Here is a 24,347-nt window from a genome sequence, read left to right as displayed (position 1 = left end):
CCCTCGACCAGACGTCACCTCAGACACACGGCCGAAACCGTATGTTCCTACAATCTGTAATCCTGGCCGAACAGACCGTAGTCATCGCACCCCATCGCCCCTAGCTTGTGCCCCGTGCGCCGACCGCCAGCCCAACCGCATCCGAATCAGCCCACCCCGCCGCCGCCTCCCCCGTTCAACGCCCGCGCCGCCCGTCAGCTCCGTACCGCTCTCGGCATGGGCCCCGAGCATGTTGCCTATGGCATGCGCGCCTCGTTCGGACTGCCCTACGTCACCCCGGACCTCGTCGTTGCCTGGGAACGCGGAATCACCACCCCCACCAGCCCCGAACTCACCGCACTCGCAGGCGTGTTGTGGTGTTCCGTCGGTGAACTCATCGGCAGACCCCGCACGTTGCGCGAACACCGACTCGCCCGCAATCTCACCGCCGAGGACATCTCCCGTACCGTCGGGCTCGAACTCCTCGCCTATCTCCACATGGAGGAGAACGACGAGTGGCGCGGCACCGACCGCCAGTCCGCCGCGCTCGCCGACCTGCTCGAACTGTCCCTCCCCGATTTCGTCACCATCATGGGCCGGGACGGGAGACTCACCGAACTCCTGCGCAGCGCCGTCACCACGCGCTGGCAGGCATACGTCAAGCCGGTGGGCAAAGTGGTGCCCCTGGACCGGCGCCTCCTGGAGGCCGTCCTCCAGGAGCTGTACCAGACCTACCAGGGGCAAATGGTCTCCACCCTGAGCTGGGGCACCCGCGTCGGTACCGGCGGCACCGCCAACGACTCCACCGACGCCGGCCGCGACTTCCTGGACCAGATCGTCGAGCGCTTCTGGTCAGCTGTGGAAAGGAACGCCTAGAACAGTCCCCCCTAGAAACTCTAGAAACTAGCGAACAGCCCCTAGAAAACCGACTCCGCCTCGTCCATCCGATCCTTCGGCACCGTCTTCAGCTCGGTGACCGCCTCCGCGAGCGGCACCATCACGATGTCCGTCCCCCGCAGCGCGGTCATGTTCCCGAACTCGCCCCGGTGCGCCGCCTCCACCGCGTGCCAGCCGAAGCGCGTCGCCAGCACACGGTCGTACGCGGTCGGAACGCCGCCACGCTGCACATGGCCGAGGATGACCGGCTTGGCCTCCTTGCCGAGGCGGCGCTCCAACTCGTACGCCAGTGCCGTACCGATGCCCTGGAAGCGCTCGTGGCCGAACTGGTCGATCTCGCCCTTGCCGTAGTCCATCGAGCCCTCGGCGGGGTGCGCGCCCTCGGCCACGCAGACGACCGCGAACTTCTTGCCGCGCGCGAAGCGCTCCTCGACCATCTTCACCAGGTCGGCGGGGTCGAAGGGACGCTCAGGCAGACAAATCCCATGTGCGCCCGCCGCCATGCCCGACTCCAGCGCGATCCAGCCCGCGTGGCGGCCCATGACCTCGACCACCATCACGCGCTGGTGGGACTCGGCCGTCGTCTTCAGGCGGTCCATCGCCTCCGTGGCGACGCCGACCGCCGTGTCGAAGCCGAACGTGCGGTCCGTCGCCGAGATGTCGTTGTCGATCGTCTTGGGGACACCGACCACCGGCAGGCCGGCGTCGCTCAGCATCCGGGCCGCCGTCAGCGTGCCCTCGCCGCCGATCGGGATCAGCACGTCGATGCCGAAGTCGCGGGCTATGTCGGGCGCGCTCTCGCAGGCCTCGCGGAGCCGGTCGCGCTCCAGACGGGAGGAGCCCAGGATCGTGCCGCCGCGGGCCAGGATGCCGCTGACGGCGTCCAGGTCGAGGCTGCGGTAGTGGCCGTCGAGCAGGCCGGCGAAACCGTCTTCGAAGCCGATGATCTCGTCGCCGTAGTTGTCGACCGCTCGGTGCACGACCGACCGGATCACTGCGTTCAGGCCAGGGCAGTCGCCGCCTGCGGTGAGAACTCCGATACGCATCGTGCTGTGTCTCCTGGTCGCTGTTGATACCGGTGAGCCAGTCCGATTGTTTCACGTCCCCCAGGGCGACGCCGCTCCCCCGAAGCCGGCGGGCGCCTTATCCACCGGCAAGGGTATTGTCAAGAGCGTTCCGCTCACCCCGGTGGGCGATTTTCCGAGCCCCCTCGATCAGCCCGTCGATCGGCCCCTCGATCCGCCCCTCGATCCCCCCTCACCCACCCCGAAAATCCCCCCACCAGGCGAAACGGAGAGCACGCGTGACCCGCAGCGTGTACGTGACCGGTATCGATCGCGGCGACGGCCGTCAGGTCGTCGAGCTGGGAGTCATGGAGCTCCTGACCCGCCAGGTCGACCGGGTGGGCGTCTTCCGCCCCCTCGTCCACGACGGGCCCGACCGTCTCTTCGAGCTGCTGCGCTCCCGCTACCGGCTGGCGCAGGACCCGGCGACGGTGTACGGCATGGACTACCAGGGGGCGTCCGCCCTCCAGGCCGAGCAGGGCGCCGACGAGCTGGTCTCGACGCTCGTCGACCGGTTCCATCTGGTCGCCCGTGACTACGACGTCGTCCTCGTCCTCGGCACCGACTTCGCCGACACCCAGTTCCCGGACGAGCTCGCCCTCAACGCCCGCCTCGCGAACGAGTTCGGGGCGTCGGTGATCCCGGTGGTCGGCGGCCGCAACCAGCCCGCCGAGTCGGTCCTCGCCGAGACCCGCAACGCCTACCGCGCCTACGACGGTCTCGGCTGCGACGTTCTCGCGATGGTCGCCAACCGGGTCGACCGGGAGGACCGGGACGCGATCGCCGAGCGGCTCGACTCCCGTCTGCCCGTGCCCTGTTACGTCCTTCCCGACGAGCCCGCGCTCTCCGCGCCCACGGTCGCCCAGATCACCCACGCCCTCGGCGGCAAGGTCCTCCTCGGCGACGACTCGGGGCTCGCCCGGGACGCGATGGACTTCGTCTTCGGCGGTGCGATGCTGCCGAACTTCCTCCACGCCCTGACCCCGGGCTGTCTGGTCGTCACCCCCGGCGACCGCGCGGACCTGGTGGTCGGCGCACTGGCCGCGCACAGCGCCGGCACCCCGCCGATAGCCGGCGTGCTGCTCACCCTGAACGAGCGGCCCAGCGACGAGGTCCTCACCCTGGCCGCCCGCCTCGCCCCGGGCACCCCGGTGGTCTCGGTGGCCGGCAACAGCTTCCCCACCGCCGCCGAACTCTTCTCCCTGGAAGGCAAGTTGAACGCGGCCACGCCCCGCAAGGCGGAGACCGCGCTCGGCCTCTTCGAGCGGCACGTCGACACCGCCGACCTGCTGAAGCGGGTCTCCGCCCCCAGCAGCGACCGCGTGACCCCGATGATGTTCGAGCACAAGCTCCTCGAACAGGCCCGCTCCGACAAGCGCCGCGTCGTCCTCCCCGAGGGCACCGAGGCGCGCGTCCTGCACGCCGCCGAGGTGCTGCTGCGGCGCGGGGTCTGCGAGCTCACCCTGCTCGGCCCGGTCGACCAGATCCGCAAGAAGGCCGCCGACCTGGGCATCGACCTCGCCGCCGCCCAGCTGATCGACCCGACCACCTCCGAGCTGCGCGACTTGTTCGCCGAGAAGTACGCCGCACTCCGCGCCCACAAGGGCGTCACCGTCGAGCTGGCGTACGACGTCGTCTCCGACGTGAACTACTTCGGCACCCTGATGGTCCAGGAGGGCCTCGCCGACGGCATGGTCTCCGGTTCCGTGCACTCGACGGCCGCGACCATCCGGCCCGCCTTCGAGATCATCAAGACGAAGCCGGACGCGAAGATCGTCTCCTCGGTCTTCTTCATGTGCCTCGCCGACAAGGTCCTCGTCTACGGCGACTGCGCGGTCAACCCCGACCCGAACGCCGAGCAGCTCGCCGACATCGCGACCCAATCGGCCGCCACCGCCCAGCAGTTCGGGGTGGAGCCGCGGATCGCGATGCTGTCGTACTCGACCGGTACGTCCGGCTCGGGCGCCGATGTCGACAAGGTGCGCGAGGCGACCGAGCTGGTGCGGCTGCGGCGGCCCGACCTGCGGATCGAGGGGCCGATCCAGTACGACGCGGCCGTGGAACCGACGGTCGCCGCCACCAAGCTGCCGGAGTCCGAAGTCGCCGGACAGGCCAGCGTGTTGATCTTCCCGGACCTCAACACGGGCAACAACACCTACAAGGCCGTGCAGCGTTCGGCCGGCGCGATCGCCGTGGGGCCGGTGCTCCAGGGGCTGCGCAAGCCGGTCAACGACCTGTCCCGCGGCGCCCTCGTCCAGGACATCGTCAACACCGTCGCCATCACGGCGATCCAGGCCCAGACCTCCGACCAGAAGGCGTCCCAGCAGTGAGCTCCCACCCGTCGCCCACCACCGCCCTACCCGACGAGCTGCGCTCGGCCCCCCTTGCTTCCCGCGTACTAGTCCTCAACTCCGGTTCCTCGTCGGTGAAGTACCAGCTGCTCGACATGAGCGACAGCAGCCGGCTCGCCGTGGGCCTCGTCGAGCGCATCGGCGAGGAGACCTCCCGGCTCAAGCACACGCCGCTCACCACAGGCGCCTCCCGTGAGTGGACCGGGCCGATTCCCGACCACGAGGCCGCCCTGAAGGCCGTAGCGGATGAGCTGGCGAAGGACGGGCTCGGGCTCGACTCGCCCGAGCTGGCCGCCATCGGGCACCGCGTCGTCCACGGCGGCAAGCGCTTCAGCGAGCCGACCGTCGTCGACGACGCCGTCCTCGCCGAGATCGAGCGGCTGATCCCGGTGGCGCCGCTGCACAACCCCGCCAACCTGACCGGCATCCGCACCGCCCAGGCCCTGCGCCCCGACCTCCCCCAGGTCGCCGTCTTCGACACCGCCTTCCACACGACGATGCCGGAGTCGGCAGCCCGGTACGCGATCGACGTCGAGACCGCCGACGAGTACCGGATCAGGCGGTACGGGTTCCACGGGACCTCGCACGCGTACGTGTCCCGGGCGACGGCGAAACTGCTGGGCAAGGCGCCCGAGGACGTCAACGTCATCGTGCTGCACCTCGGCAACGGGGCCTCGGCATCGGCCGTGCGGGGCGGGCGGTGCGTGGACACCTCCATGGGGCTTACGCCTTTGGAGGGACTCGTGATGGGTACGCGTTCCGGGGACCTGGATCCGGCCGTCATCTTCCATTTGGCACGAGTTGGCGAAATGTCCATCGACGAAATCGACACTCTCCTCAACAAGAAGAGCGGACTGATCGGCCTGTGCGGCGACAACGACATGCGGGAGATCGAGCGGCGGATCGACGAGGGTGACGAACAGGCGAAGCTCGCCTTCGACATCTACATTCACCGATTGAAGAAGTACATCGGCGCCTATTACGCCGTACTCGGCACCGTGGACGCGATCGCGTTCACCGCCGGGGTCGGCGAGAACGGGGCGTCGGTGCGCGAGGCGGCCGTCGCGGGCCTGGAGACCCTGGGCCTGGCGGTGGACGGCGAGCTGAACGCCGTACGCGGCGTGGAGCCGCGGCTGATCTCGCCCGAGGACGCACGGGTGAAGGTCGCCGTGGTGCCGACCGACGAAGAACTGGAAATCGCGACGCAAACTTTCGCACTGGTCCAGACGAGCAACTGAGCACCTCTCTGCCCATTTGTATCTTCCACCAGACGGAATATTCCGTAGCGAAACAAACCGATAGGATCGCCCCATGCGCCGTTCGAAAATCGTCTGTACTCTCGGCCCCGCGGTCGACTCCCACGAGATGCTCGTCTCCCTGATCGAAGCCGGCATGAACGTGGCCCGCTTCAACTTCAGCCACGGCACGCACGCCGAACACCAGGGGCGGTACGACCGCGTCCGGGCCGCCGCCAAAGAGACCGGCCGCGCCATCGGCGTCCTCGCCGACCTGCAGGGCCCGAAGATCCGTCTGGAGACCTTCGCCGAGGGGCCGGTCGAGCTCGAGCGGGGTGACGAGTTCGTCATCACCGTCGAGGACGTCCCCGGTGACAAGACCATCTGCGGTACGACGTACAAGGGCCTGCCCGGTGACGTCGACCGCGGCGACCAGATCCTCATCAACGACGGCAACGTCGAGCTGAAGGTCCTGGAGGTCGACGGCCCGAAGGTCAAGACGATCGTCATCGAGGGCGGTGTCGTCTCCGACCACAAGGGCATCAACCTGCCCGGCGCGGCCGTGAACGTGCCGGCGCTGTCCGAGAAGGACATCGAGGACCTGCGCTTCGCGCTGCGCATGGGCTGCGACATGGTCGCCCTGTCCTTCGTGCGCGACGCGGCCGACGTGGACGACGTCCACAAGGTCATGGACGAGGAGGGCCGCCGGGTCCCGGTCATCGCCAAGGTGGAGAAGCCGCAGGCGGTGGAGAACATGGAGGGTGTCGTGATGGCGTTCGACGCCGTCATGGTGGCCCGCGGTGACCTGGCTGTCGAGTACCCGCTCGAAAAGGTCCCGATGGTGCAGAAGCGCCTCATCGAGCTGTGCCGGCGCAACGCCAAGCCGGTGATCGTGGCGACCCAGATGATGGAGTCGATGATCACCAATTCCCGTCCGACGCGCGCCGAGGCGTCCGACGTGGCGAACGCGATCCTGGACGGCGCCGACGCGGTCATGCTGTCGGCCGAGTCGAGCGTGGGCGCGTACCCGATCGAGACGGTCAAGACGATGTCGAAGATCGTCGTCGCGGCCGAGCAGGAACTCCTCTCCAAGGGCCTGCAGCCGCTCGTCCCCGGCAAGAAGCCGCGGACGCAGGGTGGTTCGGTCGCCCGTGCCGCGTGCGAGATCGCGGACTTCCTTGGCGGCAAGGGCCTGATCGCCTTCACCCAGTCCGGCGACACGGCCCGCCGGCTCTCCCGCTACCGCGCGGAGCAGCCCATCCTGGCCTTCACCACGGACGAGTCCACCCGCAACCAGCTCGCGCTCAGCTGGGGCGTCGAGTCGCACGTCGTGCCGTTCGTGAACAGCACCGACGAGATGGTCGACCTGGTCGACGGCGAACTGGTCAAGCTCAAGCGCTTCAACGACGGCGACATCGTCATCATCACCGCCGGCTCACCCCCCGGCGTCCCCGGCACGACCAACATGGTCCGCGTCCACCACGTCAGCGGCGGCACCGGCAACTGACAGCCGCGTAAAGGGTCTTGTACGGCGCTGAGGGCGCCCCCTGTGACAGGGGGCGCCCTCAGTGTGTGCGCGGCTCCCGAACGGGCTTACAACGGCGCTCAGTCGGTGATGTAGCTGTGCAGCCCGGGGATGTGCAGGGTCCCACCGAACTGGCCGGCCTGGACGACCTTCACGTTGGTGAAGTAGATCAGCGGGATGTTCAGCGGCGGCGGGCTGTCCGGGGTGAACGTGATCGGGATCAGACCGAACAGGTTCCCGGAGATGGACTCCGTGTACATGACCACGTCACCGTCGCGGAAGGTGGACGTCGTGCCCTCGCCGGCCTGCACGTGGTACGTCTTGCCCGACTGCTTGTCCTTCACCGTCTGGTGCAGGTCGCCGATGTCGACGCCGTCGGAGACCACGTACTTGAGGACCTCCTTGACGGTCCCGTTGGCGGTCTTCACCTTGACGACGCCCTTGTAGTCGGCGCCCTTCAGCAGCAGCGAACTGGCGTCCAGGTACCAGGGGTCGTCGGGCAGGTCGACCGCGTTGTCGACGTCGCCCACCGCGTCCGTGGCGACGGGGCAGTCCTCGGCGCTCGTGGTGGAGCTCGCGGACGGGCTGGGCGTGGCGGTGGCCGCGTCCGTAGCCGCGTCGGTGGCGTCCTCGGCCGCCTCGGTCGCCGCGTCGGTCGTGTCCTTCGCGGCCTCCTCGGCCGCGTCGGCGACGTTCTCGGCGGTGTCCTTCGCTGTGTCGGACGTGTCGTCACTGCCCGAGGACGTGTCCTCGGTGGCGCTCGCGCTCGCCGACGCGGACGGCGTCGGGCTGGCGGTCGCCGTGGAGTCGTCGCTGCTGCCGCCCGTGAGGATGTCGGTGATCGCGTCGCCGATCGTCTCCAGCAGACCGGCGCTGCTCTCGGACGCCGACGGAGTCGCCGTCGCGGTGTCGTCGGAGCTCGAATCCGAACTCGACGTCTCCTTGCTCGCGGACGCGGACGGCGTGGGCGTGGCCTCGTCGTCGGAACCTGAATCCGACGAAGAGGAGTCACCCGAACCGGAGTCCGAGCCGGCCGTGGCCGTCGCGGTGGGCTCCGCCGTGTCGTCCGCGTCCTCGCTCGCGCTCTCCGAGACGGAGGCCGACGGGGTGGCCGTCGCGTCCGCGCTCTCGGTGCTCTCCGCGAGGGCCGCGATGCAGTCCTTGTACTCGTCGGCCGTCAGGCTCTTCGAGGTCGGCTGGTCCTCGGCGTTGGCGAGCGTCGGCGTGAACCCCATCCCCATGAGGACGGCCGTCGGCATCGCCGCGATGGCTATCGCCTTGCCCGCCGGCATGTGGAACCGGGTGAACAGCGGCTTCTTGGGTGCCGCATGGCGCGGCCCGGTTCTCACACGGGCAGCGTCCACATCGCTCCCGGTGGAAACCTCGTCAGCCGGCACTGTGCCTCCCGTTCGCCCCGGTCGGGCTCGATCCCGACAGATTCTTCGGCTCGTCCACCCCGTACGTGCCCTCTCCCGCATGCCACTCGGGCGCGGGGGCGTCGTCCTTGTCCAGGGCCACCGGGGCACCGGTCTCCGGGACGACGGCCTCGGGGGCACCGCCCGCACTCGCGGTCCGCTCCGGCAGCGCCTCAGGGCCAGGCTCCTCGCCCGGTACCCACGCCACGGCCATGGCCCCGCCGATCAGCGCGAACAGGAAGCCGACGAGGAAGCCGCCGAGATTGGACACGGGGATGGACACCAGCGCCAGCAGGATCGCCGCGACACCCGCGAACGTACGGACGTGCTTCTGGAACCAGAGACTGACGCCCAGCACGACGAGCAGCACGCCGATGATCAGCGACCCGGCGCCCGCCGTCGTGGACATCGCCAGCGTCAGGTGACCGATCTGGAGGTGCGCGTACGGGAAGTAGGCGATGGGGAGTCCGCCGAGAATGACGAACAGACCTGCCCAGAACGGCCGACCTCCGCGCCAGACGCGGAAGTTCCGCCGAAAGACCTTGAGGTAGTGCTCGTCGTTCTGGCCGTGCGCGGCAGGAGTCTCGGCGCTCATGGAAAAACAGCTCCCTGGAACGGCGTTGCTGTGGTGGTGAGTTGTACTGGATGTGTGGACGTGTGAAGACACGCCCGGAGTGTGGACGGGCGGGGGCGCCATCGGCTCCCCCGCCCGTCAGCGAGTGCTTAGTAGCACTCCTTGACACCCGTGGACAGCGACATCTTCAGGCCGCTGAGCTTGAAGGTTCCGGCGGTGGTGGCCCACGCCGTCTGCTTCACGTCGGTCAGCGTGGCCTTGTCGGCGTCCTGACCGAACCCGAACGGGTTCGCGGTGTCGCCGCTCTTGATGCCGGGACCCTTGAGGTCCTTGCCGGCCACACCGATCCGGATGCCCTCGAAGACAGCGTCGCCTTCGAGTTCCTCGACGTCGATGTAGAGGTTGTCCGCCTCGACCGGCGTACCCTCGCCACCCGCCTTCAGCGTCAGACTCACCGAGCCGAGCAGCGGGATGTTCGGGGTGACAACGGACTGGCACATGTTCGTGATCTCGGCGTTGGTGAACGCCGACACCGCGACCGGGTGCGCAGTCTTCTTGCCGTCGAGGGTGTACCCCGAGTCAATGGCCCCGTACTGCGCGAAGCCCGTACCGACGAGCTTGTCGGCCGTGACCTTGAACGACTGCCCGGACACACTGAACGACGCGGCGAGAGCGCCCTGCGCGAGGGCGACACCTATCGCAGCCGTGGCGGCAACGCTGGGCACCATGACCACAGCGAACCGCTTCCATCTCGTCCCGCCACGCACCTGGGACTCCATATTTCCTCCTTCTCGGACGTACATCTCCGGCCCTGACTGCCCCAATTGACGGCTCAGCCGGGCAGGGATGGGAGAAGTGCTACGTCCTCGGAAAGGAGAGCGCCCGTCCTCGGAGGCGCGAACCCGCGCACCGATCACCGGCGATCACCCCCGAGCGACAACCACTGGTCGCGCCTGACGCACATCACGCACAACCTTGCTGGACAGGCTTCGCCGTGCGGCGAAGACCCCCCTGCCCAAGGGCCGACTCCACTGCCGTCGGACCCTGCTCGGTGGGGACCCAGGAAAACCCGTTGACCCAACCGGCTGTCGGGGTACGGGAATGGACCGAGCGTCGCCGATCGTGGTGCATTCTCGCCGCCCGCACAAGGGGGTTCGTTACTGGCTAGTAACGGCCGGATAACCGAACAACGACCCACCGGTCTCGGTCGACGACGCTGGGTGGTGTCAAGGGGAGGGAAAAATCTATTGATCTTCGGACGAAATCCGACAGATCAATGCCCCTGACTTACTCCAAGTAACAGCGGCCGCGATTACCAAGATTTGGTAAAGCGCGGCCGCACTGACACCCGATCGGCAAACTTTTCACTCCGGCATCACACGCCCGAGTGTTTAGCGACTGGTCAGAACGGGGCCGGAACAGGGCTCCCACCCCGCTAGGTCCTGTCGTCAAATTCCCGTCGTCCGCCCGGAGGGCGGGCCGGGCGGCGTCAGGTGCGTGCTCTCGGCGTGCCGGGCGCGGACCCTCGTACTGGTTGTACGTGGGTCTGTGCCCGGTGCGGCGAGTGGGGGCACCTCCCACGCCGTTTAGGCAGTGGGGGAGCGTGCATGGCGTCGCACGGCAGACGGGAATTTGGCGACAGGACCTGGGCTCGGCTCAGAAGAGCGCGCGCGCCAGCGCCCGCCGTGCCGCCGCGACCCTCGGATCATCGCCGCCGACTACCTCGAAGAGCTCCAGCAGCCGCAGCCGTACGGCGTCCCGGTCCTCCCCCGCGGTGCGCTGCACGGTCTCGATGAGCCGTCCGAACGCGTCCTCGACATGCCCGCCCACCAGGTCCAGGTCGGCGGCGGCGATCTGCGCGGCCACATCGCCCGGCCGGTCGGCGGCGTCCTTGCGCACCTGCTGCGGGTCAAGCCCCTGCACGCGGTGCAGCAACTCGGCCTGGGCGAGACCGAGTTTGGCCTCCGAGTTGCCCGGGTCGTCGCTCAGTACGTTCTTGTACGCCTGCACGGCCCCGCCGAAGTCACCGGCGTCCAGCGCCTGTACGGCGGCTTCGAGCAGCGCGTCGTGCGGCCCCGCCGGCGTCGCGGGCACCTCCTCGCGCTCGCCCGGCTCGGCGTCCGGGTCGACGGCGATGCCGGTGAGCCCGAAGCGCTCCTCGGCGACCTGCACCAGCTGGTCGAGGGTCTGCCGGATCTGCACCTCGCCGGCGGCCCCCTGGAAGAGGGGAAGCGCCTGCCCGGCGACGACGGCGAAGACAGCCGGAATCCCCTGGATCCCGAACTGCTGCATCAGCATCTGGTTGGCGTCGACGTCGATCTTGGCGAGGACGAAGCGCCCGTTGTATTCGAGGGCCAGCCGCTCCAGTACAGGGCTCAGCTGCTTGCACGGCTCGCACCACTCGGCCCAGAAGTCGATGACGACGGGCACCTCGGTGGACCGCTGAAGGACATCCTGCTCAAACCCGGCCTCGTCGACATCGATGACGAGGTCGGCCGGCGAGACGGCTCCTCCCCCGCCACCCTGCCGGGCCGCTTCGGCGCGCGCCTGCTCCGCCTTCGCCTTGGCCTCCTGGGCCGCCTTCACCGCGGCGAGGTCGACGACTCCGCTCATGGACATGTTCCGTGGCTGCATGCGCCTATCCTCCCCCGTACTCGCGCGTGTGTGAAAAGCGTTGTGAAAGCCGGTCGTACCGAGTTCCGTCCGAGTTCCGTTCTGCGCCGGGTCCCCACCCTGCACCAGTGGTTTCGCTACGAGTCGTAGCGTAATGGCACTGAGTGCCTACGGACCACCACTCCCCGGTGATCTGCCTCACGGCCTCACAGGAACCGCCGGTTATGGTCGGGGGATGCAGAGCCGCACCCCCGCCAGCCGTAGCGGACGCCCGCGCAGCGCCGCAGCGGACACCGCGATCCTGGCCGCGACGCGGGCGGCACTGGTCGAACTGGGCTGGTCGAAGCTCACGTTGGGAGACGTGGCGACACGGGCCGGGGTTGCGAAAACGACGCTCTATCGCCGCTGGGCGGGCAAGAACGAGCTCGTGGTCGACGCGGTCGCCGAACTCTTCGACGAACTCCGCCTCCCGGACCGGGGAAGCCTGGCCGCCGACATCGAGGGCGTGGTGCTGCAATTCGCGGCGATCCTGGCCCGCCCGGAGGCCAGGAGCGGCCTCATGGCGGTCCTCGCCGAGTCGACCTGCGACGACGCACTCCGCGAACGCATCCGCACCTCGATCGTCGACCGCCAAAAACGCCTGGTCCTGGAGGGCCGCTCCCGCGCCCAGACCCGCGGCGAACTGCCTCCGGAGACGGACCCCGAGGAGGCGGCCCGCACGGTCGACCTCATCTTCGACATGGTCGCGGGCGCGGTGGTCCACCGCACCCTGGTGAGCGCGGAACCGGCGGACGAGGAGTGGGTACGGAGCTTCACGCGCGTACTGCTCCTGGGACTGGCCTCGGCCGTGTCCTAGAAACCCCGGGGCCTAGAAGCCGGCGGGCTCCGTGTACACCCCCCACTCGTCCCGCAGCACCCCGCAGATCTCGCCCAGCGTCGCCTCCGCGCGGACCGCGTCCAGCATCGGGGCGATCATGTTGACGCCGGAGCGCGCCGCGTCGAGCATGGCGTCCAGTGCGCCGCGTACGGCGGCCTCGTCCCGTGCGGCCTTACGGCCACCCAGCTCCCGCACCTGATCGCGCTCCACCTCGTGGCTGACCCGCAGGATCTCCAGGTCCCCGGTGACGGAGCCGTGGTGCACATTGACGCCCACGACCCGCTTGTCGCCCTTCTCCAGGGCCTGCTGGTACTGGAAGGCCGATTCGGCGATCTCCCCGGTGAACCAGCCGTCCTCGATGCCCCGCAGGATCCCGGACGTGACCGGCCCGATCGGGTGCCGCCCGTCGGGGTGGGCCCGCAGTCCGCGCTCCTTGATCTGGTCGAAGATCTTCTCGGCGTCGGCCTCGATCCGGTCGGTCAGCTGCTCGACGTACCAGGAACCGCCCAGCGGATCGGCCACGTTGGCGACGCCGGTCTCCTCCATGAGCACCTGCTGGGTGCGCAGGGCGATCTCCGCGGCCTGCTCGGAGGGCAGCGCGAGGGTCTCGTCCAGGGCGTTGGTGTGCAGCGAGTTGGTGCCGCCCAGCACCGCCGCGAGCGCCTCCACGGCCGTACGGACGACGTTGTTGTACGGCTGCTGGGCCGTCAGCGAGACACCGGCGGTCTGGGTGTGGAAGCGCAGCCACTGCGCCTTCTCGGAGCGGGCCCCGTACACGTCCCGCATCCAGCGGGCCCAGATCCTGCGCGCGGCGCGGAACTTGGCGATCTCCTCGAAGAAGTCGAGGTGCGCGTCGAAGAAGAAACTCAGGCCCGGGGCGAAGACGTCCACGTCAAGACCGCGCGACAGCCCCAGCTCGACGTATCCGAACCCGTCCGCCAGCGTGTACGCCAGCTCCTGCGCGGCCGTCGAGCCGGCCTCGCGGATGTGGTAGCCGGAGACGGACAGCGGCTTGTAGGCGGGGATGCCGACGGCGCAGTACTCCATGAGGTCGCCGATGAGGCGCAGATGCGGCTCGGGCTGGAAGAGCCACTCCTTCTGCGCGATGTACTCCTTGAAGATGTCGGTCTGGAGCGTGCCGTTGAGAACCGACGGGTCCACGCCCTGCCGCTCGGCGGCGACCAGGTACATACAGAAGACGGGGACCGCCGGCCCGCTGATCGTCATCGAGGTCGTCACGTCCCCGAGGGGGATGTCCTTGAAGAGGACCTCCATGTCGGCGGCGGAGTCGATGGCGACACCGCAGTGCCCGACTTCGCCGAGCGAGCGCGGGTCGTCGGAGTCGCGGCCCATGAGGGTCGGCATGTCGAAGGCCACGGACAGCCCGCCGCCACCGTTGGCGAGGATCATCTTGTAGCGCTCGTTGGTCTGCTCGGCGTTCCCGAACCCGGCGAACTGCCGGATGGTCCACGTCCGCCCGCGGTAGCCGGTCGCGTACAGCCCGCGCGTGTAGGGGTACTCCCCCGGCCACCCGATCCGCTCGAAGCCCTCATAGGCGTCCCCCGGCCGGGGCCCGTACACCGGCTCCACGGGATCACCCGAGAGCGTGGTGAAGTCGGCCTCACGCGTGCGTGAAGCGTCATAGCGGGCCTGCCAGCGACGGCGGCCCTCCTCGATGGCGTCAGCGTCCATGCTCTTCAATTTACTAGGACGTCCTAGTAAATGTCGATGCCCAACCGCCGCACGCAATCCGTACGGCGGTGGAAGTTACGCCTTGACGGGCGCCGGAGCCCCGTCCGCGATCTTGCCTTCCAGCTCGTGGCTGATCTTCCGCTCCACGAAGAAGGCGGCGGTCGGGATCGTCCCGGCCAGCAGCACCCACAGCTGCTTGCCCACCGGCCACTTCGCCTTGGAGCCCAGGTCGAAGGCGAAGAGCAGGTAGACGACGTACAGCCAGCCGTGCGCGATGGCGACAACCCGGGTGAAGCCGGCGGCGCCGTCGACGTCCAGGCCGTACTTGGCGATCATGCTCAGGCACAGCAGAACCAGCAGCACACCGGTGACGTAGGCCAGGACGCGGTAGCGGGTCAGCACGCTCTTTTTCATGTCGTCGAGCGTAACGACCCGTTCCGGGAGATCTTGCCCCGGGTCAGTCCTCGTCGAAGTCCCGCGCGGCGACCCGCAGCGGCCGCAGCATCGCGAAGATCTCCCCGCACTCCTCCGCGTCGTACACCCCGAGCCCGAAGTCCATCCCCATCAGGTCGCGGGTGGCGGCCTCGACGACCTCGCGGCCCTTGTCGGTGATGGTGGCGAGCGTGCCGCGCCCGTCGTTGGGGTTGGGGCGCTTGTCGACCAGGCCCGACTTCACCAGGCGGTCCACGGTGTTCGTCACGGACGTGGGATGCACCATCAGCCGCTCACCGATCTTGGACATCGGCAGCTCACCGGCCTTGGAGAAGGTGAGCAGCACCAGCGCCTCGTAGCGCGCGAACGTCAGCCCGTACGGCTTGACCACCGCGTCGACCTCGGCGAGCAGGATCTGCTGCGCGCGCATGATCGAGGTGATGGCGACCATGGACGGCACGTTTCCCCAGCGCTGCTTCCAGAGTTCGTCGGCGCGGGCGATGGGGTCGAAGGGGAGACTGAGCGGCTTCGGCACGGAATCGACCTTACCGGCCGGTCACATCACGGTCAGCCCCGTCTCGTCTTTCGGTCGGGCCCGGATTCCTCGTCGTTGAACGGGTCCGTGCGACCTCCCGCACGAGCAGTCCGCAGCACACCGTGCCGAGCACCCCGACGCCGCCCACGACCGTGCTCACCGCCCAGAACTCGGCGGCGACTCCCGCGAGCGCCATGCCCACGCCCTGGATCGTCATCAGCCCGGCGGTGTGCACGGTCATCGCGCGCCCGCGCAGTTCCTCGGGCACCGCGTCCACGAACCAACGGTCCAGACCCAGGGTGTACGCCCCCGTCGCCCCGGCGAGCAGCAGCGCGAGCAGGATCCAGCCGAGTCCCGGGGCGAGGGGGAAGGCCAGGAACGGGAGCAGGGTGACGGCCGCGAGCGGCATTACGATCCGCGCCCGGGCCTCGGGTGAGAGCGCGGAGCCGGCGTACACCTCCCCGGCGATCATCCCGATCGGGCTCGCGCACATCAGCAGCCCCACGCTCGCCGCACCCACCCCGATCTCGTCGGCGTAGGCCGCCGCCAGCGCCTCGGGCGCGACCGCGAACATCGGCGGGACCCAGAGGAGAAGGAGCAGCGCGCGGATGCGGCGGTCACCGAGGACCTGACGGGCCCCCGAGAGGGAGTACTTCATCAGGGAGCCGCCCCCGCCGCGCGCGGGCCGGCGTCGGGTGCCGAAGCGCAGCAGCAGCGCCGAGCTCGCGAACGTGCACACCGTGATGACCAGCGCGCCCCGCGGGGACACGAAGGTGAGCAGGACGCCGCCGAGCCCGAACCCCACCAGCACGGCACTCTGCGAGACGATCCGCAGCAGCGACCGCCCCAGTACGAAGAGGTCGCCCTCGCCGAGGATCTCGGTGAGCGTGGCCATCCTGGTCCCGGCGAACACCGGGGACACGGCGGCGATCACGCATCGCAGGGCGAGCAGTCCGACGACGGGAGTAGCGGGCAGCGCCATCGCCGCCGCGCACGAGGCACACACCAGGTCGCACACGACGAGCACCCGCCGTGCCGGGTACCGGTCGGCGACCCCGGACAGCAGCGTCCCGCCGGCCAGGTAGGGCAGAAACCCCAGCGCGAAGGCCAGCGCGCTCAGCAGCGGTGAGCCCGTCAGCCCGTAGATGAGCACGGTCAGCGCGATCTCACCGACGACGACGCCTAGCAGGGAGAGGGCGTGGGCGGCGAAGACGGCACGGAACTCTGCGATGGCCAGGACAGGGAGGTAGCCGGTGGGCTGGGCCTTGAGGGTCTCGTTCGGCATGGGCAGCAGCGTGGTCGGCCGGGAGCCGTCGCCGTAGAGTTTCGGCGTCAGCCGAATCTTGAGCGCGGGGGGCGCCATGCCGATCCATATGCACTTCGGCGACGACGACCTGCTGCGGTGCCGGTTCGCGGTGTCCCCGCTGTGGGAGACGCAGGAGGCCGTGCGCACGCTGGCCCGGCCGGACCGGCTCACCTATCACCCGCATTGGCTGCGCCGGATCCGGGAAGCCGCCCGTGCGCTGGACCTCACGCCGATCTGGCTGCTGATGCCCCGGCGCGGCCACAGCCCGGACTTCCTGGGCGCCCCGCCGATCGGCCCGGCGGCCACCTTCGAGGAGGAGATCGCGGTGGTGCGGGCGGCCGACCCGGACGAGGCCCGCGACGACATGGCCCGGGCCCTCGCCGACACCCCGGGTGCCCTGGATTCCGCGCGCGGCCGGGCCCTGCTCGCCGACCCCGCGCGTACGGTCCGGGAGCTGGCCGACCTGATGGAGGCCGCCTGGCACACCCTGGTCGAACCGGACTGGCCCCGGCTGCGCGCCCTCCTGGAGGCCGACGTCGCCTTCCACTCCCGCCGCCTCGCGGACGTGGGCCTGGGCGCGCTGCTGCCGGAACTGGACCCGCGCTTCTCCTGGAACGGCCGCACCCTGACACTCGACGGGAAGGTCGAGCACGCCCGCGACCTCGGCGGCCAGGGCCTGGTCCTGGTGCCGAGCGTCTTCTCCTGGCCGGACGTCGTCGGCGGCTTCGACCCGCCCTGGCAACCCACCGTCTGCTACCCGGCCCGCGGCATCGGCGGCCTGTGGGCCGAGCCCTCCGGCCACACCCCCGAGGCGCTGGTACGACTCCTGGGGCGCGGCCGGGCCACCGTGCTCACCTCACTCGACGAACCCGCCACGACCACCACCCTCGCCCACCGTCTACGGCTCGCCCCGTCGTCGGTGTCCACGCACCTCACCGCCCTGCGCAACGCCGGCCTGCTCACCTCGCGGCGCTACGGCCATCAGGTGCTGTACGAGCGGACGCCCCTGGGGATCGCGCTGATGTCGGAGAACGGCTGAGCCATACCTTCGCGGCACTCGCGGTGCTCGGACTCGCGGCGGGCTGCGCGTCCGCGCCCGACGTCGACGAGGCCTCCGTCGCCGGCGCCGCCAAGAAGGCGGGCCCCGCGCCCGCCTCCCCCCTTCTGGGAGGACGGCGACCGCGTCGGTGTCGACGGAGGCGAGGTCGGCTGTGGGTGTCGTAGTCGTAGCCCTCCGGCCGCACAGCGCCCTCCAGCTTTTGAGAAGTGATCGGCGATCAAGGCCGATACCCGTACAAAAGTGGGGGTTTCCGGGCGTTTCGAGTCGGGGACGTCCGAAGGGGCGTTGCCGCGAAGGCTATTGAGGGCGTTGCGCGAGATGCCGTTCGACGGTCGCGACCTTCGAGGTGAGGCCGTCGGCGACGCCGGGACGGATGTCCGCCTTCAGCACGAGGGAAACCCGGGGCGATCGCGCCTCTACGGCGGCCACGGCACGCTTGACGACATCCATCACCTCGTCCCACTCCCCCTCGACCGAGGTGAACATCGCGTCGGTGCGGTTGGGCAGCCCGGATTCCCTGACGACCCGTACGGCGTCGGCGACGTACTCCCCGACATCCTCGCCGACACCCAGGGGCGTCACGGAGAAGGCGACGATCACGAGGTCTTCACCACGCCCTCGCGCCGGGCACGGGAGGCGATAACCGCGTCCTCGGCCTCGCGGCGCAGCTTGCGCTCGGCGAAGAAGCCGCCGGTGGGCAGCACGGAGAGGACGAAGTAGAGGGCGGCCTTGCCGAAGCCCCACTTGGTGCGGTTCCAGGCGTCCGCCCAGAAGATCACGTACAGGATGAACAGGACGCCGTGGACCGCGCCCATCACGGGCACCGCGTTGAAGTCCGTGGTCCGCTTCAGCACCGAGCAGACGAGCAGGAGGAGGAAGGAGATCGCCTCGGGGGCCGAGACCAGGCGGAGACGGCGGATGGCGGAGGCTGTCTTGATGTCCACGGGTCACCTTCGGTGGGAGGTACGGAGGTACGTCGAGGGTCTGCCGGTTTGTGAACGCAGGCACAAACGTTCACTCATTCTGGCAAACGGCCGGAGCATCGCTGTGGGCGGGCCCCTAGGGGAACGGTCAGGGTCTTTCTCCACCCGAGGGCCCTTTTGGCGGGACATTCCGGCGGCTACCTTCGCTGCGTGGCAATGTTCCGACTTCAAGGCAGCAAGGTGCTGGCCGTCGACATGACCGGGGACGCCGTGAAGGCGAAGAACGGCTCGATGGTCGCCTACGACGGACAGATGGCGTTCAAGAAGCTCAGCGGCGGCGGTGAGGGCATACGGGGGATGGTGACCCGGCGCATCACCGGTGAGCAGATGACCGTGATGGAGGTGAGGGGGCAGGGGACCTGCTGGTTCGCCGACCGGGCGTCCGAGATCAACCTCGTCGGCCTCCAGGGGGACAAGCTGTACGTGGAGTCCAGCAACCTGCTCGCGACGGACGCGGGGCTGCGGACCGGGACCAGCTTCACGGGACTGCGCGGGGCCTCGCAGGGCAACGGCCTGTTCACGACGACCGTCGAGGGACACGGACAGGCGGCGATCATGTCGGACGGTCCGGCGGTGGTGCTCCGGGTGAGCCAGCAGTACCCGCTGACCGTCGACCCCGGCGCCTACATCGCGCACCAGGGGAACCTGCGGCAGTCCTTCCAGTCCGGTGTGACCTTCCGCACGTTCATGGGCGAGGGCGGCGGCGAGGCCTTCCAGATCCGCTTCGAGGGCGACGGACTCGTCTACGTCCAGCCCAGCGAGCGGAACACGATCGCGGGGGATGTGTGACATGGCCTTCCGTGAGATCAACTCCAAGATGGTCGAGGCGACGGTCATGCCCGGCCAGCGGCTGTTCAGCCAGCGCGGCGCAATGCTCGCCTACAAGGGCGAGGTGTCCTTCACGCCCAACATGCAGGGCGGCCAGGGCGGGATCATGTCGATGATCGGCCGCCGGGTCGCCAACGAGGACACCCCGCTGATGTCCGTGGAGGGCAGCGGCACGGTCCTCTTCGGGCACGGCGGCCACCACGTCCAGGTGATCAACCTGACCGGCGACACCCTGTTCGTGGAGGCGGACCGACTGCTCGCCTTCGAGGGCACGCTCCAACAGGGGACGATGTTCCTGGGCTCCCAGGGCGGGGTCATGGGCATGGTCCGCGGCAAGGTCAGCGGCCAGGGCCTGTTCACCACCACACTCAAGGGCCACGGCTCGGTGGCCGTGATGGCACACGGCGGCGTCTTCGAGATCCCGATCACCCCGCAGCGCCCCGTCCACGTCGACCCGCAGGCCTACGTCGCCCACCACGGGGACGTTCGCAACAAGCTGTCCACGGCACTGGGCTGGCGGGACATGGTGGGCCGCGGCTCCGGCGAGGCCTTCCAACTGGAGCTGAGCGGGAACGGCGCGGTGTACGTCCAGGCCTCGGAGGAGAAGCTGTGAGCGGGTATGGAACTCCGGGCGGACCGACGGTCCACGACCCGATGACGCTGCCGTCCGACGACAACGTCAACAACTACACCTTCTGCGTGGAGCTCAAGGGGAGCCAGTGGTTCCTGCAGAAGGGCAAGATGATCGCCTACTACGGCCAGATGAACTTCAACGGCATCGGACACGGCCGGCTCGACCGTCTTGTCCGGACGTCCTTTCATTCGCCTCTGCACGCGAGCGACTGGGTCGTGGCGGAGGGCTCCGGCAAGATGCTGCTGGCCGACCGGGCTTTCGACGTGAACTCGTACGACCTGGACAACGGCAACCTGACCATTCGCTCGGGCAACCTCCTCGCTTTTCAGCCAACTCTCGCCCTCAAGCAGTCGATCGTGCCGGGCTTCCTGACCCTCATCGGAACGGGCAAGTTCGTGGCGGCGTCCAACGGTCCGGTGGTGTTCATGGAGCCCCCGATCCGGGTGGACCCGCAAGCGCTTGTGGGCTGGGCCGACTGTCCCTCCCCGTGCCACCACTACGACCACGGTTACATGACGGGCCTGATGGGCGGTCTACGTGCGATGACGGGGCTCGGTGGGGCCTCCGGAGAGGAGCACCAGTTCGAGTTCGTAGGGGCCGGAACCGTACTGCTGCAGTCGACCGAGACACTGATGGCCGAGCAGGCCACGGGAGCGGTCCCGCACCAGGCCGGGGTACCCGGCGGCGGAAGCGGCCCCACAGGCCCCTCACAGCCGGCGGGCGCACCGCGCCTTCCCGGACAGCTGGGGGACCTCCAGCGTCGCTTCGGGCTGTGAGCGGTAGTCTGCGGAGTGTGACGTCGAACGTGTGCACGCCGTCACGCAACCCTCACTAGTTCGCCTTTCAACATTTTAGGTAGACTTCATTCATGGAGACCGAGACGGCCACACGCTGGCTGACCGATGCGGAGCAGTGCGCCTGGCGCACCCACCTGGACGTCAACAGGCTGTTGAGCTACCAACTCGAAAAAGACCTCCAGCCTTTCGGCCTGACGATGAACGACTACGAAATCCTTGTGAACCTCTCCGAGTCGGAGGGCGTACGGATGCGGATGAGCGACCTCGCGTCCGCCACCCTCCAGTCCAAGAGCCGCCTCTCGCACCAGATCACGCGCATGGAGAACGCGGACCTGGTCCGACGCGAGAACTGCGAGTCCGACCGCCGAGGCCTGTTCGCGGTGCTGACCGAGCACGGCATGGAGACGATGAAGAAGGTCTCGCCGCATCATGTGGCGTCTGTGCGGAGGCACTTCATCGACTTGTTGTCCCCCGAGGCCCTGATGGAACTCGACAAGTCCCTGAGGCCGATCGCGGACCATCTGCGGGGGCAGCGCGGGCGTCCATGACCGGCGGGGCCGGTGCGGACCGTTGCTGGGGGCTGCCGCCCCCAGACCCCCGCTCCGGCCCTGAACGGGCCTTGTCCTCAAACGCCGGACGGGCTGAAGTAAGTCAGCCCGTCCGGCGTTTGAGGAGCGGGGGTCCAGGGGACAGCGCCCCCTGGCGGCGGGGGCGATTAACCCTCGGTCAAGCCCGCCACCAGCTCGTCCGCCGCCCGATACGGATCCAGCTCCCCCGCCACGATCCGATCCGCCAACGCGCTCAGTCGCCGGTCTCCGTGCAGGTCGCCGATCCGTTCCCGTAGGGCCGTGACCGCGATCGTCTCGACCTCCCTGGAGGCTCGGGTGCGCCGGCGCTCGGCCAGGACACCCCGTTCCTCCATCCACGCCCGGTGCTTCTCCAGGGCCTCGACGACCTCGTCGATGCCCTCAGCGCGGGAGGCGACCGTCTTCACGATCGGGGGGCGCCAGTCGCCCGGGCCTCGCGACTCCCCCAGGCCCAGCATGTGGTTCAGCTCGCGGGCCGTGGAGTCCGCCCCGTCCCGGTCCGCCTTGTTGACGACGTACACGTCGCCGATCTCCAGGATGCCCGCCTTGGCTGCCTGGATGCCGTCGCCCATCCCGGGGGCCAGGAGGACCACCGACGTGTCGGCCTGGGACGCGATCTCGACCTCCGACTGGCCGACGCCCACCGTCTCCACGAGGACGATGTCGCAGCCGGCCGCGTCCAGCACGCGGATGGCCTGCGGCGCCGACCAGGCGAGGCCGCCCAGGTGGCCGCGGGTCGCCATGGAGCGGATGTAGACGCCGGGGTCGGAGGCGTGGTCGGACATCCGGACGCGGTCGCCGAGCAGGGCGCCGCCGGAGAAGGGGGAGGACGGGTCGACGGCCAGGACGCCGACCCGCTTGCCCTGCTTGCGGTACGCCGTGACCAGCGCGGACGTGGACGTCGACTTGCCGACACCCGGTGACCCCGTGAGGCCCACCACGTACGCGTTGCCGGTCAGCGGAGCCAGCGCCGCCATGACCTCCCTCAGCTGCGGGGACGCCCCCTCCACCAGGGAGATCAGCCGGGCCACGGCACGCGGGCGGCCTTCCCTGGCCTGGGCCACCAGTGTGGAGACGTCCTGCATCACAGCTCCGTTCAGCTCACCGACGTAGGGACGAAAAGCCTGTTCAGGCCTTGGGTACCCGCACGATCAGCGCGTCACCCTGGCCGCCGCCGCCGCACAGCGCTGCCGCGCCGACGCCGCCGCCCCGCCGCTTCAGCTCCAGGGCCAGGTGCAGCACGAGCCGGGCGCCCGACATACCGATCGGGTGGCCCAGGGCAATGGCGCCGCCGTTGACGTTCACCTTTTCCGTGGACACTCCGAGGTCCTTCATTGACTGGACCGCGACGGCGGCGAAGGCCTCGTTGATCTCGATGAGGTCGAGGTCCGAGACCTCCAGGCCCTCCTTCTTGAGGGCGTGCAGGATCGCGTTCGACGGCTGCGACTGCAAAGAGTTGTCCGGCCCGGCGACGTTTCCGTGGGCGCCGATCTCGGCGATCCACTCCAGGCCGAGCTCCTGCGCCTTGGTCTTGCTCATGACGACCACGGCGGCGGCGCCGTCGGAGATCTGCGAGGACGTGCCGGCGGTGATCGTGCCGTCCCGCGTGAACGCGGGGCGCAGCTTGCCCAGCGACTCCGCGGTCGTCTCGGCGCGGATGCCCTCGTCCTTGCTGAAGACGACCGGCTCGCCCTTGCGCTGCGGGATCTCGACCGGGGTGATCTCGGCCTCGTAGACGCCGTTCTTCTGGGCGGCGGCGGCGCGCTGGTGGGAGAGGGCGGCGATCTCGTCCTGCTCGGGGCGCAGGATGCCCAGGCGGGTGTTGTGCTTCTCGGTCGACTCGCCCATGGCGATGTTCTCGAAGGCGTCGGTGAGGCCGTCGTGGGCCATCGCGTCGAGCATCTCGATCGCGCCGTACTTGAAGCCCTCGCGGGACTTCGGGAGCAGGTGGGGGGCGTTGGTCATGGACTCCTGGCCGCCCGCGACGATCACGTCGAACTCGCCGGCCCGGATCAGCTGGTCGGCCAGCGCGATCGCGTCGAGGCCGGAGAGGCACACCTTGTTGATGGTGAGCGCCGGGACGTTCATGGGGATGCCGGCCTTGACCGCGGCCTGGCGTGCCGGGATCTGCCCTGCCCCGGCCTGGAGCACCTGGCCCATGATCACGTACTGCACCTGGTCGCCACCGATGCCCGCACGGTCGATGGCGGCCTTGATCGCGAAGCCGCCGAGGTCGGCTCCGGAGAAGGTCTTCAGCGAGCCCAGCAGCCGTCCCATGGGCGTGCGGGCGCCCGCGACGATCACCGAGGTCGTGCTGTTGGATCCAGTCGATTCAGTCATGAGCTGCGATCCCCTTACCGGCCTTGCACGGGCCGAGGAGTGAACGAGGGTTTACTTCGAATGTACTGAGCGGTAGTACACCCCGTCATCGGGCTGTCGGTGTGATCGCGCGCACGTTGCGTAACCACCTCCGGAGCGCTGCACTGACTTCATGCTGACGCGAATCGACCACATCGGGATCGCCTGTTTCGACCTCGACAAGACTGTCGAGTTCTACCGTGCGACGTACGGCTTCGAGGTCTTCCACTCCGAGGTCAACGAGGAGCAGGGCGTGCGCGAGGCCATGCTCAAGATCAACGATACGTCCGACGGCGGGGCTTCCTATCTGCAACTGCTGGAACCGACCCGCGAGGATTCGGCCGTCGGGAAATGGCTCGCCAAGAACGGCGAGGGCGTTCACCACATCGCTTTCGGTACGGCGGATGTGGACGGCGACGCCGCCGACATCCGCGACAAGGGCGTACGCGTTCTGTACGAGGAGCCCCGACGCGGCTCCATGGGGTCACGGATCACCTTCCTGCACCCAAAGGATTGCCATGGCGTACTGACAGAACTGGTCACTTCGGCGCCTGTTGAGTCACCTGAGCACTGACCCGCGTACATATGGGCCGGTAGGGTTGGGG

24 protein-coding genes are annotated in these 24,347 nt (G+C 69.0%); 11 read left to right on the top strand and 13 right to left on the bottom strand.

Going from position 1 to position 24,347, the window contains the following annotated elements:
- Window positions 1–114 precede the first annotated feature (114 nt).
- Complete coding sequence (locus AC5DRG_RS36180; RefSeq protein WP_491803844.1) at window positions 115–855, top strand: helix-turn-helix domain-containing protein; 741 nt, start codon at window positions 115–117, stop codon at window positions 853–855.
- Between the two features lie 41 nt (window positions 856–896).
- On the opposite strand, the gene AC5DRG_RS36175 is transcribed toward AC5DRG_RS36180, so the two are convergent.
- A complete protein-coding gene (locus AC5DRG_RS36175; protein ID WP_491803843.1) occupies window positions 897–1,922 on the bottom strand; it encodes an ATP-dependent 6-phosphofructokinase in 1,026 nt (341 codons plus the stop codon).
- 257 nt (window positions 1,923–2,179) lie between these two features.
- On the opposite strand from AC5DRG_RS36175, the gene pta reads away from it, so the two are divergent.
- From pta to pyk, 3 genes are all read left to right on the top strand, one after another.
- The gene (gene pta, locus AC5DRG_RS36170; protein WP_491803842.1) at window positions 2,180–4,270 is read left to right on the top strand and encodes a phosphate acetyltransferase; all 2,091 of its coding nucleotides are present in this window, start codon (window positions 2,180–2,182) and stop codon (window positions 4,268–4,270) included.
- Between the two features lie 38 nt (window positions 4,271–4,308).
- The gene (locus tag AC5DRG_RS36165; RefSeq protein WP_491813252.1) at window positions 4,309–5,529 is read left to right on the top strand and encodes an acetate kinase; all 1,221 of its coding nucleotides are present in this window, start codon (window positions 4,309–4,311) and stop codon (window positions 5,527–5,529) included.
- A 73-nt stretch (window positions 5,530–5,602) separates the two neighbouring features.
- Complete coding sequence (gene pyk, locus AC5DRG_RS36160; protein WP_491803841.1) at window positions 5,603–7,033, top strand: pyruvate kinase; 1,431 nt, start codon at window positions 5,603–5,605, stop codon at window positions 7,031–7,033.
- 98 nt (window positions 7,034–7,131) lie between these two features.
- Here pyk and AC5DRG_RS36155 read toward each other — a convergent pair whose 3' ends face one another.
- From AC5DRG_RS36155 to AC5DRG_RS36140, 4 genes are all read right to left on the bottom strand, one after another.
- Window positions 7,132–8,448 (bottom strand): hypothetical protein, encoded by a 1,317-nt coding sequence (locus AC5DRG_RS36155; protein WP_491803840.1) that lies wholly within the window; start codon window positions 8,446–8,448, stop codon window positions 7,132–7,134.
- Entirely contained in the window at window positions 8,438–9,061 is a 624-nt protein-coding gene (locus AC5DRG_RS36150) for a DUF6114 domain-containing protein (RefSeq protein WP_491803839.1), read from the bottom strand. Before AC5DRG_RS36150 ends, AC5DRG_RS36155 begins: the two co-directional genes overlap by 11 nt.
- 128 nt (window positions 9,062–9,189) lie before the next feature.
- Window positions 9,190–9,819, bottom strand: coding sequence for a DUF6230 family protein (locus AC5DRG_RS36145; protein WP_491803838.1), 630 nt, complete (start codon window positions 9,817–9,819; stop codon window positions 9,190–9,192).
- 877 nt (window positions 9,820–10,696) lie between these two features.
- Window positions 10,697–11,674: a tetratricopeptide repeat protein gene (locus AC5DRG_RS36140; protein ID WP_491803837.1), complete on the bottom strand. Its 978-nt coding sequence runs from the start codon at window positions 11,672–11,674 to the stop codon at window positions 10,697–10,699.
- A gap of 214 nt (window positions 11,675–11,888) precedes the next feature.
- Between AC5DRG_RS36140 and AC5DRG_RS36135 the strand changes: the two genes are divergently transcribed.
- A complete protein-coding gene (locus AC5DRG_RS36135) occupies window positions 11,889–12,509 on the top strand; it encodes a TetR/AcrR family transcriptional regulator (protein ID WP_491803836.1) in 621 nt (206 codons plus the stop codon).
- A gap of 12 nt (window positions 12,510–12,521) precedes the next feature.
- On the opposite strand, the gene icmA is transcribed toward AC5DRG_RS36135, so the two are convergent.
- The 4 genes from icmA to AC5DRG_RS36115 all read right to left on the bottom strand — a co-directional run bounded on the left by icmA (window position 12,522) and on the right by AC5DRG_RS36115 (window position 16,474).
- Window positions 12,522–14,222: a coenzyme B12-dependent isobutyryl-CoA mutase large subunit gene (icmA, locus tag AC5DRG_RS36130; RefSeq protein WP_491803834.1), complete on the bottom strand. Its 1,701-nt coding sequence runs from the start codon at window positions 14,220–14,222 to the stop codon at window positions 12,522–12,524.
- A 75-nt stretch (window positions 14,223–14,297) separates the two neighbouring features.
- The gene (locus AC5DRG_RS36125) at window positions 14,298–14,636 is read right to left on the bottom strand and encodes a DUF3817 domain-containing protein (protein WP_491803832.1); all 339 of its coding nucleotides are present in this window, start codon (window positions 14,634–14,636) and stop codon (window positions 14,298–14,300) included.
- Window positions 14,637–14,679: 43 nt separating this feature from the next.
- The gene (locus AC5DRG_RS36120) at window positions 14,680–15,189 is read right to left on the bottom strand and encodes a MarR family winged helix-turn-helix transcriptional regulator (protein WP_491803831.1); all 510 of its coding nucleotides are present in this window, start codon (window positions 15,187–15,189) and stop codon (window positions 14,680–14,682) included.
- Between the two features lie 10 nt (window positions 15,190–15,199).
- Entirely contained in the window at window positions 15,200–16,474 is a 1,275-nt protein-coding gene (locus AC5DRG_RS36115; protein WP_491813251.1) for an MFS transporter, read from the bottom strand.
- 76 nt (window positions 16,475–16,550) lie between these two features.
- Between AC5DRG_RS36115 and AC5DRG_RS36110 the strand changes: the two genes are divergently transcribed.
- Window positions 16,551–17,534 (top strand): ArsR/SmtB family transcription factor, encoded by a 984-nt coding sequence (locus tag AC5DRG_RS36110; RefSeq protein WP_491803830.1) that lies wholly within the window; start codon window positions 16,551–16,553, stop codon window positions 17,532–17,534.
- Window positions 17,535–17,852: 318 nt separating this feature from the next.
- Here the strand turns inward: AC5DRG_RS36110 and AC5DRG_RS36105 are convergent, their stop codons facing one another.
- Window positions 17,853–18,155 (bottom strand): MTH1187 family thiamine-binding protein, encoded by a 303-nt coding sequence (locus AC5DRG_RS36105; RefSeq protein ID WP_491803828.1) that lies wholly within the window; start codon window positions 18,153–18,155, stop codon window positions 17,853–17,855.
- Window positions 18,152–18,499 carry a DUF3817 domain-containing protein gene (locus AC5DRG_RS36100; protein ID WP_491803826.1) on the bottom strand — a complete coding sequence of 116 codons (348 nt, stop codon included), beginning with the start codon at window positions 18,497–18,499 and terminating at the stop codon, window positions 18,152–18,154. Before AC5DRG_RS36100 ends, AC5DRG_RS36105 begins: the two co-directional genes overlap by 4 nt.
- A gap of 195 nt (window positions 18,500–18,694) precedes the next feature.
- On the opposite strand from AC5DRG_RS36100, the gene AC5DRG_RS36095 reads away from it, so the two are divergent.
- From AC5DRG_RS36095 to AC5DRG_RS36080, 4 genes are all read left to right on the top strand, one after another.
- Entirely contained in the window at window positions 18,695–19,327 is a 633-nt protein-coding gene (locus tag AC5DRG_RS36095) for an AIM24 family protein (protein WP_491813250.1), read from the top strand.
- Between the two features lies 1 nt (window position 19,328).
- Complete coding sequence (locus AC5DRG_RS36090; protein ID WP_491803825.1) at window positions 19,329–19,979, top strand: AIM24 family protein; 651 nt, start codon at window positions 19,329–19,331, stop codon at window positions 19,977–19,979.
- Window positions 19,976–20,776, top strand: coding sequence for an AIM24 family protein (locus tag AC5DRG_RS36085; protein WP_491803824.1), 801 nt, complete (start codon window positions 19,976–19,978; stop codon window positions 20,774–20,776). The genes AC5DRG_RS36090 and AC5DRG_RS36085 overlap by 4 nt, the downstream gene beginning before the upstream one ends.
- A 92-nt stretch (window positions 20,777–20,868) precedes the next feature.
- The gene (locus AC5DRG_RS36080) at window positions 20,869–21,345 is read left to right on the top strand and encodes a MarR family winged helix-turn-helix transcriptional regulator (RefSeq protein ID WP_491803822.1); all 477 of its coding nucleotides are present in this window, start codon (window positions 20,869–20,871) and stop codon (window positions 21,343–21,345) included.
- A 167-nt stretch (window positions 21,346–21,512) separates the two neighbouring features.
- Here AC5DRG_RS36080 and meaB read toward each other — a convergent pair whose 3' ends face one another.
- Window positions 21,513–22,469 carry a methylmalonyl Co-A mutase-associated GTPase MeaB gene (gene meaB, locus AC5DRG_RS36075; protein WP_491803820.1) on the bottom strand — a complete coding sequence of 319 codons (957 nt, stop codon included), beginning with the start codon at window positions 22,467–22,469 and terminating at the stop codon, window positions 21,513–21,515.
- 43 nt (window positions 22,470–22,512) lie between these two features.
- Window positions 22,513–23,724 carry an acetyl-CoA C-acetyltransferase gene (locus AC5DRG_RS36070; protein WP_491803819.1) on the bottom strand — a complete coding sequence of 404 codons (1,212 nt, stop codon included), beginning with the start codon at window positions 23,722–23,724 and terminating at the stop codon, window positions 22,513–22,515.
- 151 nt (window positions 23,725–23,875) lie between these two features.
- On the opposite strand from AC5DRG_RS36070, the gene mce reads away from it, so the two are divergent.
- Window positions 23,876–24,316: a methylmalonyl-CoA epimerase gene (gene mce / locus AC5DRG_RS36065; protein ID WP_491803818.1), complete on the top strand. Its 441-nt coding sequence runs from the start codon at window positions 23,876–23,878 to the stop codon at window positions 24,314–24,316.
- Window positions 24,317–24,347 lie beyond the last annotated feature (31 nt).

It is taken from the genome of Streptomyces sp. JLBG701 (assembly GCF_058544905.1).
The sequence above is the reverse complement of the archived record's forward strand: the minus strand, read 5'-3'. Positions and strand labels throughout refer to the sequence as shown.